The organism is Candidatus Dojkabacteria bacterium (assembly GCA_030583845.1).
Lineage (GTDB): Bacteria > Patescibacteriota > Dojkabacteria > SC72 > JAHDCA01.
The window spans coordinates 266065-283549 of record CP129478.1 but is presented as its reverse complement, the minus strand read 5'-3'; the positions used below and the strand labels follow the sequence as shown (position 1 = coordinate 283549).

General features: G+C 45.8%; 5 protein-coding genes and 1 tRNA gene. 5 read left to right on the top strand and 1 reads right to left on the bottom strand.

The window, feature by feature from the left end:
• Nucleotides 1-23 precede the first annotated feature (23 nt).
• A complete protein-coding gene (locus QY318_01255; protein ID WKZ31384.1) occupies nt 24-329 on the bottom strand; it encodes a YbaB/EbfC family nucleoid-associated protein in 306 nt (101 codons plus the stop codon).
• Between the two features lie 325 nt (nt 330-654).
• Between QY318_01255 and cysS the strand changes: the two genes are divergently transcribed.
• From cysS to QY318_01230, 5 genes are all read left to right on the top strand, one after another.
• A complete protein-coding gene (cysS, locus tag QY318_01250; protein ID WKZ31383.1) occupies nt 655-2121 on the top strand; it encodes a cysteine--tRNA ligase in 1467 nt (488 codons plus the stop codon).
• 6 nt (nt 2122-2127) lie between these two features.
• Nucleotides 2128-3015 carry a ribonuclease HIII gene (gene rnhC / locus QY318_01245; protein WKZ31382.1) on the top strand — a complete coding sequence of 296 codons (888 nt, stop codon included), beginning with the start codon at nt 2128-2130 and terminating at the stop codon, nt 3013-3015.
• Nucleotides 3016-3020: 5 nt separating this feature from the next.
• On the top strand, nt 3021-4004 hold the full coding sequence (locus tag QY318_01240) for an ATP-binding cassette domain-containing protein (protein WKZ31381.1): 984 nt from the start codon (nt 3021-3023) through the stop codon (nt 4002-4004).
• A gap of 49 nt (nt 4005-4053) precedes the next feature.
• Nucleotides 4054-4140: transfer RNA gene (locus QY318_01235), tRNA-Ser, on the top strand.
• A gap of 568 nt (nt 4141-4708) precedes the next feature.
• Nucleotides 4709-17485, top strand: coding sequence for a tandem-95 repeat protein (locus tag QY318_01230; protein WKZ31380.1), 12777 nt, complete (start codon nt 4709-4711; stop codon nt 17483-17485).

The window sequence follows — 17485 nt, the reverse complement described above, 5'->3', positions numbered from 1 at the left end:
TTAGTTGTGGCTCTAGAGCAGGGCTAGTTTCCAAGCATACCCTTGAGCGAGTCCATGTCGAACTCTTTCATCATCTCCTTCTGCAGCTTCTTCTGGTAATCTTTGAATGCTTCCTTCATCGACCTCTTCAGCTGGTCATACATGTCGGGTGAGAGGAGCGCGTCGTCAATATTGATATCTTCGAATTCTTGGGCTGCATTCATGAAAATTTTAACATCTCCCTGCTTTGATTCTCCGCTAATTATCTTCTCGCGAAGCTTTGCCTGCATCTTCTTTGCCTCTCGCTGCATCTTGTATAGATCCTTCATCTGTCCAAATGAGTTTGCCATTTTGTAAATTTCATTAAATTAGAAACTTGCTGATTGTATCACTGGTATGGCTTAACTAGCAATTAACTAGGCCGCTAACCTATAATGCGAAGCATTTCACGGCTCGCTACGCATCATTAATGAGCAAGTATAGCCCGCGGCCCTGTGTATGTTAGATGGCTAAATATCCGTAAAGTAGCTCGATACTCACCTCAATAGCTATTTCACCGTGATTTTCATTAAATTTGCAAAGACTGTACCGCCAAGCTAAATCCGCCTTTCTCTTGACGGCTTATAGGTTAGCGGCATGATATAATTGACTCAACTAATATTTATTTCTAATAGCATGGAGCTGCAGCTGTACAACACCCTCACGCGCCAGAAAGAATTAGTTAAGCCGCGCCACGGCGATTGTTTGAAAATGTACAACTGTGGACCAACAGTGTATTCGAGGCAGCATATTGGAAATTACCGCGCTTTCGCAGAGTGGGACGTGCTCCATAGGTCGCTACTATACTTGGGATATTGCGTTGAACGAGTCACAAATATCACCGATGTGGGTCATATGACCACCGATGAGGATTTCGGTGAGGATAAGATGGATAAGGCTGCCGCAAAATCGGGCAAGCAGCCGATCGACATCGCAAATGAAGTAATAGATACTTTTCTCGAGGATCTTAGCAAGCTGAATATCCGACACCCAGATGGCACCGAGATTGACCTGAGCAAAGACAATCATACAAATGTCGCAGATCACAGCTGGACTCGAGCGACTGACTACATTGAGGCGATGGTCGACAGTGTGAAAAAGATTGAAGAGGCCGGATTGACCTACGAGACCGAGCAGGCTGTGTACTTTGATGTGACCAAATACGATAAATATACAGAGCTTTCCAGACAGAAATTAGACGAGAAAGAAATTGGGGTGCGGGATGAGGTTGCAGTAGACACGAATAAGAAGCACCCAGCTGATTTCGTGCTATGGATGAAACTCACAGGGAAGTATGCCAACCATATAATGCATTGGCCATCGCCTTGGGGAGAGGGATTTCCTGGCTGGCATATCGAGTGTACAGCCATGGGCTGTGCTGAGCTTGGCGATGCTATCGACATTCATACTGGTGGTATCGAGCATATCCCAGTACACCATACCAATGAGAGGGCGCAAAATTTCGGCGCGTTTGGCCATGATGTAGTTGATATGTGGGTACACAACGAGCACCTGGTAGGGAAGAAGGGTGCCAAGATGAGCAAGAGCTTAGGGAATATCTACACGATTCCTGAGTTAGTTGAGCTCGGATATGACCCGCTAGATCTCCGTTACTACTATCTTACCGTTAAGTATAACCAGCCTTTGTACTTTAGCTTGGAGGGATTGGATAGTGCTAAAGATTCGAGGATCAGCCTTCAAAATAAGATAACTCATCTCGCTTCGACTATTAATGTGGCGGAGTTAGACGCAGGCCGACCATTGGACGAGTATTTAGATAGGTTCAAAGCTGCGTTGAATGACGACCTCAATAAACCAGTCGCGCTAGCAGTACTGAGTGACCTTCTGAAAATTGATGCCGAAAGTGCCGACCTGTTAGCCACAGTAAGGCATATGGATGAGGTGCTCGGGCTAAGGCTTATAGAAAATGCCTTCTCTAAAGTCGAGATTACTGAAGAGCTGCAATCATTGATGTCTGAGCGAGAAGCCGCCAGAGCTAATAAAGATTACTCTAAGTCGGATGAGGTGCGCGATAAGCTAAAATCTATGGGATATGAGGTCTTGGACAAACCTGATGGATCACAAGAATTAAGGAAAATCTAGCAAGCAATGACAAGCTACACCAAAGAGATCAATAAAACTGAAATCAATAAGTATGCCCAAATTATCCAAGACCAGGGCCTGCAGCCAGAGACAACCAAGAGCGAGTATGAAACTCACCGATATCGAGGCATGGGAGTGACTGCAATCATCTATAGCTCCGGCAAAATCCTGCTACAAGGTAAGGATGTCACGCAGTTTGCTAATCGCTTAAATGATGGTGCTATATCCGAAAATAGCCCATATACTCCCCATATAGGAGCAGACGAGGTAGGGAAGGGAGACTACTTTGGCCCATTGGTTGTAGCTGCGGCATATATTCCCGCAGAGAATATTCAGGCATTGAAAGAGATCACGGTATCGGATTCAAAGAAGCTTTCAGATGAACGGATTTTGAATGATTTCCCAAAGCTAGCCGAGCTTTGCAAGTATAGCTCGAAAGTTGTGAAGCCTCTCGAGTATGCAGAAAACATTAATAGCACAGGAAATATTAATATCATGCTTTCAGATGTGCATATGCAAAACGTAAATCAGCTAATGCTAGAACTCGCAGACGAGGGTATAGAGTGCGATACCGTCGTAATTGACCAGTTCTCAACTAGAAAAGATCGACTCGAGACTGCAGGGAAAAAATTCCTTAGAAGTGAGAATGTCAAAATTGTGCAGTTCCATAAAGGTGAGAGTGATATCGCCGTAGCTGCGGCGTCGATGATAGCGAGGGCGGTCTTTCTATCCGAGTGGGAGGTGATGGAGAAGGAGTATGAGTTTGAATTCCCCAAGGGCTCAAGCAATGTCATTGAGGCGGCGCGACGCTTCGTGCTCATGTATGGTGAGGATAAGCTAAGAGAAGTGGCAAAGGTAAGTTTCTCAATAACCGCTAAGGTTTTGAATCAGTAGGCAGAATGGGGAGAGTTTTAGCCGTCGAGGCAATCAAATTAAGCAAAGAGTTTCAAAAGTATAGAAAGAAGCCTGGTGTCAAAGGCTCAGTTCGTTCGCTGCTTAGCAGGGAGAGGCACTCTGTGCATGCAATTAAATCGCTATCATTGAATATCGATGAGGGCGAGGTGGTCGGACTGATAGGTGAAAATGGAGCTGGCAAAAGCACCTTTTTGAAGATGCTATCTGGTATCCTAAAGCCAACCTCTGGAAGTGCGAAAGTCCTCGGCTATAGCCCTTGGGAGCGCAAACGAGCATATCTGAAGCAGATATCATTTGTGATGGGTAACCGTGGTCAGCTATGGTGGGACCTTCCTGTGGTCGACTCGTTTGAGCTGCAGAAAGAGATCTATCAAATAGGTGCGGATCAGTATAAAGAAAATTATGATCAATTGGTTGATATGCTCAATATCTCAGAATATTTAGACTCACCAGTGCGTAAGCTCTCACTGGGTCAAAGGATGCGGTGCGAATTGGCTCTGGCGTTGCTTCATTCACCAAAGCTTATTTTCCTTGATGAGCCAACTTTGGGGCTAGATCTGATAGTCCAGAAGAAGCTGAGAGATTTCCTTCTCGATTACAATAAAAAGACCAGGGCGACAATAATAATGAGCAGTCACTATATGGACGATGTAAAGGAGATGTGTAGGCGGGTTATTCTGCTTAGCTCAGGTGAGAAGCTGTATGACGGCTCGATCAGCGAGCTGGCTCGAAAATATGCCGAGTATAAAACAGTCACAATTTCCCTTGGTAAAAGTAGTAATAAGAGTGGTCTAGAGAAATATGGCGAGGTTGAAAATTTGAGCCGTAACCTGATTGCAGTAAAGGTCCCACGCAAAGATGTGCCACAGGTGGCGGCGAGGATTTTGAAAGAGTTTGATGTAGAGGATCTCGATATTCGCGAGCCTGAGCTAGATGATATCGTGCGTACTATCTACGAGGAACGGTAGCCGCGAGAGCTAAATCGGTGTAGCTATGATATAATTCTCACGTCAGATTGGAGGGATGCCTGAGCGGTCGAAAGGGACGGTCTTGAAAACCGTTGTGCGGGCAACCGTACCCAGGGTTCGAATCCCTGTCCCTCCGTCCGACCACTAACCAAAGGTTAGTGGTCGGACGGAGGAGAGTATCTGAGAACCCACTGCAAAGCAGGGGTTCGAGCGGACATGCTCCGCGAGCAACGTGAGCGGCAAGCATGACGGACAGCGAAGTTGCCACGAAGTGGCACACGTAGATATCCCTGTCCCTCCGTCCGACCACTAACCAAAGGTTAGTGGTCGGACGGAGGAGAGTATCTGAGAACCCTCTTGCCGAAGGCAAGGGGTGCGTATAGACGAGCACAATCTGTTTCTCGTCTATCTAGAGAGGGAGCAAAGCGACCGAGCGTCCATCCCTGTTCCGTAAGTACCCCAAGAGCGGAGCGATTGGCAGGTACTCGTGAATGCCGCGAAGCGGCGCCCTCAAGATCCAACTGATCTCAAAAGCGCCTCAATAATCCAAGCCTGTAGAATGCATGATCAACTCTTTTCGATGGAATCCTCATTTTTCTCCACAGGTTAGCCACTTTTCATCTCCTCTTAATCTTCTCCAAAACTTGCCAGCGTATTGCAAAAATACTAGTATGAAAAGAGAAACTTGTATTTGAACCTGCCCAATGAACAAGGATACAGATCATCAGTTGAAAATAGTCATAATCGACGACGATTTCGTTGTACGCCAAGTGCTTGGGTTGCTTCTAAAGCACTTTGCACACCGAAATGTAAAAATTTTCACATCGGATAACGGTTTGGAAGGATTAGGCTACCTGATGGTTGTTCTCCCTGACATTATCATCCTAGACACCACACTTCCTAAGTATAGCGGTACCGAGCTTGCGCAGTTTATAGTTAGCAACCCGCGATACCATGGCCAGAAGCTTAAAGTCCTCCTTATTGAGGGTAAAGATCAGCTTTCTGAGGGCTTTCTCAACCTCAACAAATCTGACAAAGACTTCATAGAGAAAACGCTCGTTGGAGCCACAGGGGTAAATAAAGAAAACTTATCTAAGACGAAGATTGACCGCATCCTGCTTAATGCTGCACACAAGACATTGAGCAGCACCGATAAAGCTGACCAATACATCAAGAAAAGAGATTCTTCAAAGAACCGATTTGAAAAATTTGGATATGCAGTAGCGTGGCTTGCATCTCAGGTGCAGCTTAGCTCATGGCTGCTGCTGATTAACCTGTTCCTCGGGCGCTGGAAAGATGAAAACGAAGTACAGAACCGAGAAGACTTAAGGAAGTATCGAGTAAGGTATTACCCCACATTCGCAACATTCTTCATCTCTGCGTTCTTTGTGCTGATGCAGGTGCTGATCTACATAGCTGGCGGTGTCACAATCCTTAACTCGAGACTTGATAGTGTCTTTGCCGATCGGGAGAGGCAGATAATATTGACCTATAATGATGCGTCGTATTCTGAACAGGAAGTAGATGTAGTTGAAGGGAAGATCTATCTCTCGCAAAACGAGCAAGTTGCTGCCGCACAAGATTTAATGAATAGCCCTTATAGGGGGCATATGGAGTATGTACTGGGTGCATCTACAGACGATTCTGAGACAGCTCCGGAAGTAGATGATGAAAGCGTGGAGACACCGATTGAAGATATTGCTGAGACTGGCGATGTCCCAGTTGTGGATGAAGGTGATGCGGCTGACGATGAGAATGTAGAAGTGGTTGTACAGGAGCCTGCAGATCCGGCAGCACTTTATAGTGATCAGCCGGCCGAGATTCTTTTTGTTACCAAGGTCGAGTACTCGGAGCTGGTTAGCTTCTACGAGAGAAGTAGCCATAATAACGATGCGACAAGCACCGGAGATATTTCACAGTTTGATGATGCTCGAACTTGGGGTGTGTATTACCAGCTATCGCCAAACGGCACTGACTGGTACTACCATGACGGCACAGAGTGGGTGCTTACTCCTGCAGGATTTCTTACCTCAAACACAGTGCAGGAGGTGAACGGCAGTCTCGCAGCATTCTCAGAAAGCTATGATGCGGTATACGTGAAGGCTTTTATGAAGTCTGATGGCGAGAAAGAGATCTACTTTGAATCACTTGCAATAAACTATGAGGTTGGAGTTATTACCCTTGGGGTGGAGGAGGAGCCAATTGCAGAGGATCCTCCTGTTGAGCAGCCCATGGAGGTGGCCGAGCTTCTTGAGAATATTGAGGTGCGAGTCATGAGCGCGGCGTGGGTAGGTGGAAATAAGGTAATTACTGGCAATGTCTTTCTGCCCGAGGGCATATCTCTAACAGAACAAGATGTAGAAGATGCTACTGTTGAGATAAACTATACTGAGGATCAGGATATTAAAACTCCTGCTACCAACATTGGGGCCTTGATTGGTCAAAGCCCGCTGGTTTCATATACAAATCCTGAGACAGGTGAGAGTAGCTATAGCTTCGAGCTCGTAACGCCTGCAGAGCCTGGTGGATATGTAACTGCAAGGTTAGTCATAAACAAGCCAGATGAACAGAAGCGTTATATTACCAATTACTCTACGCCGCTCGAGAACTCTACTTTTACCGTCGACGTTAGTTTTGAGGAGGATGACTTCATTCCCGGTGACGGTTTTTGTGATACCCACCCAAATACGCATATAAATGACTGTACACTGAGAGCTGCTATACAGGAGACAAATGCCTTGGCAGGATCGGATAATATCCACTTCACCGTTTTGGGTGTAAGCCCAATTGTTCTGACTGACGATCTCCCGAAGATTACCGATTCGGTAGTCATTGATGGTACAACAGTATTTGAAGCCAATTGCGGGGATATGTTGGGTGGCTCACCCCGTGACTTAAAGGTGGCTGTAGATGGTGATGGTCGGTTTACAACATTCAGTATCTCGGCTCCCAATACGACAATTAAGGGTCTCGCAATTTATAATAGCGGCGCAGATGGGATCCTTGTAGATAACGTCAACAACGCAACTATCACCTGTAATAACATAGGTACAAATCTTACAGGTACGACAGCTATTCCCAATAGCGGCGATGGTCTGGAGATTCAAAACTCAAGTTCATCCACAGGGCATATCTCTGATAATGTTCTGAGTGGCAATGATGGAAATGGAATCAACATTGTCGATAATGCTGACTATGACATCCGCGGAAATGTGATTGGTCTGGGTGAGAATGCCGAGACAGTTATCCCAAATGGAGAGAACGGTATCCTGCTTACGAGAGAGGTTGCAGGATATGGGTATGCGAGAATAGGTGAAGCTGGCCAAAATATGATATCAGGCAACACAGGTAATGGTATAGAGATTGTTGGGGGCTACTATATGTCTTGGCCAGGGCAGAGGCTCTCAAACAATATTATTGGTGAAGATATCAATGCTGCTCCCGCCGGCAACGGCGGACATGGGTTGGTCCTAGCGTATGACAGCACTGGAACCTACTATCCATATGTCTACGCTCAGTACAACAACATCAGATGGAACGGAGGTGACGGAGTCAGACTCGAAAGTACCGATAGCCGTATTATGAGTAATACGATTTCGAATAATGAAGGCAATGGCGTATTTATTGGTCACCCGACAGATAACACCAGTCTGAATATTGTAGGGTCGAATTACATTCAGGAAAATGGCGAAGATGGAATTGCAGTGGTCGCTTATGACCCAGATATTTACCCAGAAAATAGTCAGACGAACATGCTTGAGGAGAATGTCCTAGCAAATAATGAGGGTGAAGGGATCGATCTGTACGCCGTGATTGATTCAGAAGAGGTAAACCGAGGTGCGACACCAAACGACTCCCTCGACACTGATGAAGAAGGTGGAAACCATATGTTAAATACACCAGAGATATTATCCTACGAAGATGGTGAGATTACTGTATCTCTAGATGTTCCCTATGATTCAGTGGGTTATTACGACGGCACATATACCATAAACATCTATTCAAATAACTCGATTGATAGTAATGGTAGGTCGGAGGGTGAGAGCTTGGCTTGTACAGAAATATCGCTGAGCCATCTCGGTGTGGGGCCACAGCAGTATACATTCCCATGTGATCTGTATTCAAACTATATTACTGCGACAACTACCTTTGTCCCTGACGCAGGGAGTGGCATGTATGGAGAAACATCGGAATTTAGTGATGTGTTTCTACCTTCATTCCTAGTAAATTCGACTAACGATGCCGGAGACGATGATGCTGGTGATGGAGTATGCTTCACAGGTGCCACCAACAGCGACTCAGATCCCGAGTGTACACTTAGAGCTGCGATCGAGGAGTCGAATGCTTTTTATGGGGGTGACTTTATAAATTTTAGCATTCCAACATCTGATAGTGGATATTCAAATAATGGTACTCCTGGCGATGGAACAGACGACACCTGGACAATCTTACCTGGAAGCGCCTTGCCATCAATTGTAGAGATACTGGTAATCAACGGACTCCCAGCAGGAATTATCGATAATAGCTGTAATAGCTACAACCTACCGATAATTCTCGATGGGTCTGGGTTTGGAGGTAGTGGAACTGGATTCGAGATCGAGGGGGAATATGTTGAAATATATGGGATACATATTACAGAAATGCAATCGCATGGGATTTCGATCCATAATGGTGGGTATTACAGTAAAATAAAGTGCAATATCATTGAAGATTCCGGATCAGGTGGCTTAGCCAGTGGAGGAATATTTTCTGATAGCAGTGGTGGAAACATATATCAGAAAAATATAATTCGCAATAATGATGGAAGTGGTATACACATTAACCATAGCGACGGAGAAATAATTGGTACAGATCCCGATGCTCTTGCGACTCCGTTGGGTAATACTATTTATGGGAACACTCTCGCAGGAATAAGTACTGCATCAGGAAGAACTGAGCCACTCTCAGTAATAGATAATGAAGTATATAATCATAGTAGCGGCCCGGGCATTACGATCGGCAATGCGGACAGCTGCTATGTCTTCCGTAATACCTCTAGAGATAACCAGCGAGGTCTTGTCGTAAATGGTAGCGGACCTGACCCTTACACTGAATGCGTCCTGTCGCAAAATCTTCTCTATTCAAACTCTGTGCTGAATCTTGATCTAAACAATGATGGCATATCAGCAAATGATTCCGAGGATACAGATGTCGGGCCAAACTACTTACAAAACTATCCGCTACTTAGTGGGTATACATATGATAGTGTTAGTCAGGAAGTTACTGTATCAGGGACTCTAAACTCTGCACCTACGAGCAGTTACAGATTGGAGTTCTTCGTCGATGATTCAATAACCGGCTGGGTAGGTGCAGGTAGATATATAGGCTCAACAGTAGTTACCACAAACTCATCTGGTGATACAAGCTTCACAACTCCTGGTGTCACGCTTACTGGGGTTACCTTGGCGGTAGGTGAGAGATATCTTACATCGACGGCTACACTTTGCGATTCACCTAACTGTACTGGAAGCTTATATACATCTGAGCTAAGCCCGGCTGTCTCAGATGCTGGCAATCTGATAGTTAACTCGACCGGTGATGCAATCGATACAGATCCAGGCGATGGACACTGCAATACTGGAAATCAGAATAGCGAAGACCAACCTGAATGTACTCTGAGAGCTGCGATAGAAGAATCAAATCTGCTAAAAGGGAGTGACTCGATAGCATTTGAGCTCCCTACCAGTGACTCTGGCTATTCACTTAACGGTACCCCTGGTGACACATCCGATGATTATTGGAGCATCGCTCCTTCAACACCACTCCCAGCTATCCTTGATCCTACGTCGTTAGATGCTTCCACTCAGAGTGGGACATCATGCGTTGATTCCAATCTTAAGGTTGAAGTAGATTTCACCAATCTACAGATTGGGGATTATGGACTAACAGTGGCTGCCACTGACACCTCAATTCGCGGTTTCGTGCTTAACAGGTCGCGTGCAGCCAAGGTGCGGCTAGAGATCGGGTCTGATAACAGCGTAATCCAGTGCAATATAATTGGGCTTGATCCGAACGGCGATACTGCCTTCATTAGCCCGAATGGTATAGGTATCCAATACGATACTGGTGGTGACCCTACAGTATTGAGTGGCTTAATCGTTGGTGGAGACACAGCAGAAGAGCGAAATATAATCTCCGGCAACAGTCAGGGTATATTTCTTTACAATGCGGTAGATTCACTTATCCAAGGCAATTATATCGGTACTGATAAGAGTGGGACGTTAAATCGAAGTAACGATACTATGGGTGTGGTCCTTTCTGGAATTGGTACAACCGGAAACAACCTTGTAGGAGGTGCCAACGTCGTCGGCTATGAGGATGATTGTATCGGTGAATGCAATGTGATCATTGGCGGTGGTGGCATAGCAGTTCAGATTTATCAAGATGGTAATGAGGTCGTGGGCAACTTTATCGGAACCGATGTGACTGGTGATCTTGAGCTGAACTCTAACTTATCAAATATCACTGCATCAGCGATTGATTCTCTCCTTATCGACAATAACCTGATCAGGTCTGCGTTCACAAACGGTAACTCACTGTCAAATGTAATCGTCAGCAACAATCACTTCATCCGGCCTGCCACGAGTGGAAATTCTATAAACCTGTATCCGCCAAGCACCGGTACTGTTGATGATGTGCTGATTCAATCAAACATTATTGAATATAGTACAACGAGCGGTAGTGGCCGTGGGATACGTATTCCGCAAGATGCGACTGATGTTACAGTCTCCCAAAATATCATTAGGTCGATCCCAACAGACGAGACTATCGAATGGCTTGCCGTATCGCCTGTGGTTAGTCCGACATTGTACTATCACAACCAGGATGGAGCACAGTTGGATATCTGGGGCGAAGTTCTAGGGGCGGCTGCAAATACTACTCACCGAATAGAGTTTTTCGGTAGTGAGGAGGGAGAGGCGTATGAGGCATGGCAATACCTCGGAAGCAGCAATGTTACTACAAATTCTTCGGGTAACTACAATTTTAGCGGTGTTAGCCCGATATCTATAACTGCAACCTTAGATCCACAATACGAAATAGTCACAGCTACATTAACTGTCTGTGGCGATCCCTCATGTAGTAGCAGATTGAGTACATCTGAGTTTGGGACGCCAACTGAGGATGGTCAGGTGATATCTGGCAATATTTATGAAGATCAGAACGGAGATGGAGATATAACCGGAGGTTATGATATAAGTGGCGTGGAGGTTTCGTTATATCTAGACGATGGGAACGGACTTCCAGATGTGGCTGACTCACTTATAACTAGTGCCGTTACTGACAATAATGGCTACTATGAGATGGTGTCTCCATACTACCCGCCACCAAATGAAGAGATAGGGTGGCTAGTGGTTGATTCGTCTACGGTAACGTCACTTGCTAATCTAGAGGGCATCTCACTTGGTGACCAGACTTATGGTGGAGTCGGAGCCTGGTGTCAGGATGATAACGGCGATCCGATAGTGCTTGAGAGTGCAGGTGAGTGTTTTGGTGGTATTTCTGCTGATAGTGCAGACGGGTTTGGCCTAGGGCTGGAGAGCGCTGAGCATATAATCCAGATCTCACTATCTGACGGAGAGGTGTCTGGGGCTGATTTTGGATTTAGCTTTGTGGTAATTACAAACAGCAATGAGACAGGTCAAGGCTCATTAGACCAGTTTATAATTAACTCAAACAATCTGGAAGATTTTCAAACAACAATATTTAGCATCCCAAGGAGTGACACAGGGTGTCTCTCATACCAGGATAATTCTGATGATGGCACTGTAACAGTTGGTACCAGGGTTCACTGTCTCGATCCACAGGCAGATCCTGATATCGAATGGTGGAGTATACAGCGCCCAGATGGTGCTAGTGCCATCACAGATGTAGTGCATATGGATGGTACAACTCAGGCTGGAGCCTCGTGTAACCCTTTGCGACCTGTAATTGAGCTTCTGAGTCCGGCAGACGACGCACCATACGCATTGCTGGATTCCTCACTTGTTCGTGGATTTGTATTTGATTATGCATCACCGACAACAATCTCGATCTCAGAAGCGAATGATGTACAGATTAAGTGCAACATATTTGGGGTAGATCCATCTGGACAACAAGGGGGTGGAGTTGCATCAGCAGCAACAGTTATAGATGCTTCTGAGACGGATAATGTCCAGATCGGTGGTGTATCGCTGTCTGACCGCAACCTTATAAATGCAAATGGCGGAACTGCAATATCTATCAGCGACTCAACGATCCCTCAGATTCGCAATAACTATATAGGTGTAGATATAAATGGAGAGAATAGTCTTGGTGGTGGTACATTCACTGGTATATCTATGACCAGCGTAAATGGTGCCTCGGTTACAAACAACGTCATAGGAGGAGGCTCACTCAATGAGGCTGTCTATCTTGAGGCCACTCAGAACGTCACAGTCAGGAGTAATCTAATAGGTGTCGTGCCTGGCGTCGATGCAGTCAACTCTGTGCCGACAGCTGATGGCATCGTCTCGTTGTTTTCTACCAATCTACAGATCGGTGGTACATCGGCCGGCCAAGGGAATATCATAGGCGGCATAGATAAGGCGGTCAACATGCAGGCAACGTCAGCACAGATTCTTGGTAACTTTATTGGAACTGACTCGACCGAAACGTACGATTTGGGGAATGTCGTGGGCGTGGCACTCTATACAGAGATTGGGGCGGATTACGATGTAGGATCTCAAATAGCGCCTAACATTATCCAAAATAACGACACAGGGATATTTTTAGGAGTTGGTACGGGTAGTGATATATATGATGACACATATGTAGAGCTGGAGAACAATGAAATTAGGGATAGTGTGGTTGGAATTAATGCTTCAATCTATTCCCCAGGTGTGACCGAGATGTTAATCTTCGATAATACGATAAGTGATACTGTTGCCGACGGTATTAAAGTCGATGAGAGCTACAGCCCTAGCTCTGGAAACATCGAAATTGCTGGCAACACCTTGACCGATATTGGCGAGAATGGAATCAATTTAGTTGAACTACAATCGTCATACGTTACACTCGAGGCAAATAGTATAAGCGAAACTGGGTTAGCAGGCATTCTTATAAATAACTCCAGTCTCATAGGTGATCTTGGGAGTAGCATCACCGGTGCAGGGACTGACGGCGTACAGATTTTAGGGTCGACTTCTAGGTTCGTTGCTCTAGGTACAATGATTACCGATAGTGGCGATCTCGGAATAGACATCGGGAATGATGGCGTCACGCTTAACGACTCGGAGGATATTGATAGCGGACCCAATGAAGTCCAAAATTTCCCGATTCTGTCACTGGCGGCTAGATTTGAGGATACTTATATAATCGAGGGAGTCTTGGACTCAGAGCCGAATACAGACTACAGGGTGGTACTATATTTTAATGATCAGACAGATCCTTCAGGGCACGGTGAAGGGGAGATCTATTTAGATTACTTCTACTTAACTACAGACGAGTCTGGTCATGCGAGCTTCAACAATTCTTCCGTAATGCCTGGACTTCCCCAAGGGCAGTTTTATGTCAGTGCCACTGCTACAAAATGCAGTGGATTGCCTTGTGGTGAGGGGCAGGATGTGATTGCTACTTCCGAGTTTTCGCCTACAATTGTATTGGCATCTTCTGATAGCGCTGGATTGATTGAGGTTAATTCTACAGGTAGTTTGAGTGATAGCTTGCTTGGTGATGGTATCTGCTATACAGGACAGCTAAACTCTGATAGCGAGCCAGAGTGCACGCTAGAGGCAGCCGTAGCAGAGACCAATGCTCTGGCAGGTGAAGATGTGGTTCTATTTGATATCCCCAATAATGACCCAGGCTGTTTATCCTTCGTAAATAACGGAATAAGCGGAACCTATAATAATCTAGCGACAGAGGTGAACTGCCTTGCTGGCAATGCAGATCCAGACATCAGATGGTGGAGGATCAATCCAACAATTAATCACTACTATCTAGACAGCCCTGTGTATGGTATCAGCTATGACTTGCCGGAGGTGAAAGATGACCTAGTGCTTAATGCTACAACCCAAAGCGGGTATAGGGCAGGCACAGCAGTCTATCCTGCTGTGCCAAATGGCCAACCGGTAGTTCAGATTACATGCGAGAAAACATACTGTATCTATGCATCAGATAGTAATCAGATCTCAATCCAAGGGTTGGCATTGAGCCCTAACGCTTCAATTCCTCCCAACGTTATTGTCGGTGGGTATGTTGGGCAAGTTCAGTCTAGTTTTATTGGTACAGATATAAGTGGCCTTGAGACAAGCGAGGTTGATTTTGGAATTGATGCGGTCTCTCCATCTGGTTGCTCGCCGAACTTCTATGTTGGTGGTGTAACTCCACAAGTAAGAAATGTGATTGCAGGCTATAGAGAATCCGGCATCAGGGTACGTGCCTGTGGAAGCACGAGTAGGATTCAAGGAAACCTAATCGGAGCACTTATTAATGCAAATCCTCAGCCAGACCAAGCAGTCAATGGTATCTACTCGGTAGATGCAAACGGTATTGAGATTGGTGGCGGGACAGGCGCGGGCAATCTGATTGCCGGCAATATACATGGTATCCGTAGCGTCGGCACCTCGAACTCTTCTCTGATACAGGGCAATGAAATATATGCTAACAATTACGGTGTATATGCAACTAACAGCAACATCTCTATCCTTAACAACAATATCTTCTCAAATACAATTAAAGGCATAGCGCTAGAGTCCACCTCTCAAAACCTTTCCTTTAGCCAAAATTCTATCTACCTAAATGGTGATATAGGTATAGACCTAGATAACGACGGTGTGACCCCTAACGACTATCAGGATCCTGATCTCGGCGCAAACGAGAGGCAGAACTTTCCGCAGATTATCGCTGCAACAAGAACGTTGGTCACTGATCAGTTTACGATCTTGGCGGGGCTAAACTCTAAACCAAACAGCAATTACTTTGTTGAGTTCTACGTGTCTGATGCAATTGAGGCAAATAATAATGTAGAGGGTAGAGTGTACCTAGGTAATACTCAAGTAACAACCAATTCAGAAGGAAGCAGTGGTATAAATGTCACACTTCCTGGGCAAACTTTGGGGGAATCCTATGTGTATGTCACTGCTGTTGCAACTGAGTGTAGTAATCCTAGCTGTACACAGTTGTCGGATTCATCAGAGTTCAGTGCACACTATGAGCTCGATTATGCAGGTACACTCGCAACGATAGATATCGCTCAGCTACAGATCGAGCCAACAGATAGTCTCACAATTACATTGAACGAGCCCGATGCGAATCTGTTCCCGCTTGCAATAGACCGGGCTCCGATCACCTTGCGAAACGAGATGACGAACGAGATTGAAAATATTCTACTTTCAGAGACAGCAATAAATAGTGGCATATTCAGGACAACATTTGGTACTGTTCTCTATACAGGAAGTAATAGTCAAAGCAACAACGGTGTGCTTGCAGTCAGTAGTGGGGACACAGTACGGGCTTTCTACCTTGATACTACCTCGCCAGTGACCTCAACTCAAAATGTAAGCGATACAGCTCTTGTATTAGAGAATTTGCCTCCGATTGCGGTCGACGACGAGATATTGATGCCAGTTGCAGGCAGCGGCTCTGTAAATGTGCTCTCTAACGATAGCGATCCAGAGGGTGCGCTTGACCCTGCTTCACTTGCGATAGCAGTGACACCTGTAAACACAGCAGCAACAGTTGAGCTTCTCGGAGGAGGAGTTATCAGATATAACGCCGTCGCTGGGTATGTAGGATATGATTATTTTGACTACACTATCTGCGATACAGACGGGAATTGTAGCGATGCGACTGTACAGGTTGGTGTCGGCATCAGCTTGCCTGGCCTCACCGATGACAATGCGCAAACAGAAGAGGACAATGAGGTTGTAATTAATGTATTGAGCAACGACTTGGACACTACCGGTACCTCGAATGCCGCTCTCAATATTGACACGATGGAGATCGCGACCGAGCCGTCTCGCGGAAGTGCATTTATCGATCCAAGTAGTGGCGAAATTGAGTATGTGCCCGAACCAAACTTCAACGGTACCGACAGATTCCAATACTCTATATGTGATAGGATATCTCTTGGCTGCTCCACAGCCTCTGTCTTTATGACAGTTTTGCCGCTCCCAGATCCTCCAGTGGCGAATGACGATCGCTATCTGTTGAGCACCGGAAATATAGTACTAAATGTATTAGACAATGACTGGGATCCAGATGGGAATCTGGATAGGGACTCGCTGGTGATAATAGAGGCTCCAAGCATTGGTGCAGTCGACATTGATAGCGATAGAAACATTTTTACTTACAGTGCTGTAGAGGGTGCAAACTACTCGACGACACTTATATACGAGATATGCGATACGGAGGGGGCATGTGATCGTGCCACTGTGACCATAAATTACGATAGGACGGCTGGTAGATTGACTGTTGCAGAGATCCTAGACAATATCGCAAATTGGGTCGGTAGGCGGCCGGCTCCAACAGCGAGGACAAGCGCATCTATCGGTGCGATAGTTGTGCCTACCGCGTTGGTTACATCTTTAGCTAGCGTGATCGGATTTAACCCGATCACCATATACTATCTGGCTATGAGCACTCTCTCAAGCTTCATCTCAATTTTCACAGTGAAGAAGAGACGAGTACCGTTCGGAGTCGTGTATGACTCTGTCACGAAGGAGCCAGTCTCCAGGGCACTGGTTCGTGCATATGATCAGAATAAGAGGTTGATCACGACCGCGGTTACAGATGTATTTGGTGTATTCGAAGTTGACCTAAGAGATGGTGTATACAGCTTTATAGTTCAGAAGAATAATCATATATTCCCATCAAGGACTATAACTGGCAAGGTTGATGACCCGTTGGTAAACGTCTATCACGGCGAGCCGATTGAGGTTAAGGCAGGAAGGTCGCTAGACCTCTCGATCCCTCTAGACTCTGGCAAGGTCCCAGTCGTGAGCAGGTTTGAGACCAAGATTAACAGCCAGCTTAAGAATGGATTTGAGGTGTTGCTATGGAGCGTCTTTGCGCTTGGGTTTGTGCTATCGATCGGGGTGTTAATTGCCTCGTTCTCACTGTTCAACCTTGCGATTGTACTGCTCTATGTGCCAGCACTACTTATGATCCTGATAAGCCGAGCTGCTGTCCCTTCGGCACTTTATAGCCAGATCGTAGACAAGAATGGGAACCCATTGGCCGGGATTGATATCGGCTTGAAGGAGGTTGGTAAAGAGACATATGTGGCTCGAAGAGTGACAGATAGTCTGGGCCGATATCGATTTATCACCAAGGATGCGAAGGATTATGAGCTCGATATAATTACAAGAACCTATAGAGTGGTTGACGGGGATACTGCACTCTCGAAAGGGATTTATAGAAAGCGTACTAAGCAGTACAATGTAATTGGCAAGAAGCTTGTTATCGAGAAGATAACGGTTTAG

What these genes read in the sequence shown, in the direction of transcription:
- QY318_01255 (WKZ31384.1), bottom strand. Translation starts at nt 329, where the DNA reads ATGGCAAACTCATTTGGACAGATGAAGGATCTATACAAGATGCAGCGA.
- cysS (WKZ31383.1), top strand. Translation starts at nt 655, where the DNA reads ATGGAGCTGCAGCTGTACAACACCCTCACGCGCCAGAAAGAATTAGTT.
- rnhC (WKZ31382.1), top strand. Translation starts at nt 2,128, where the DNA reads ATGACAAGCTACACCAAAGAGATCAATAAAACTGAAATCAATAAGTAT.
- QY318_01240 (WKZ31381.1), top strand. Translation starts at nt 3,021, where the DNA reads ATGGGGAGAGTTTTAGCCGTCGAGGCAATCAAATTAAGCAAAGAGTTT.
- QY318_01230 (WKZ31380.1), top strand. Translation starts at nt 4,709, where the DNA reads ATGAACAAGGATACAGATCATCAGTTGAAAATAGTCATAATCGACGAC.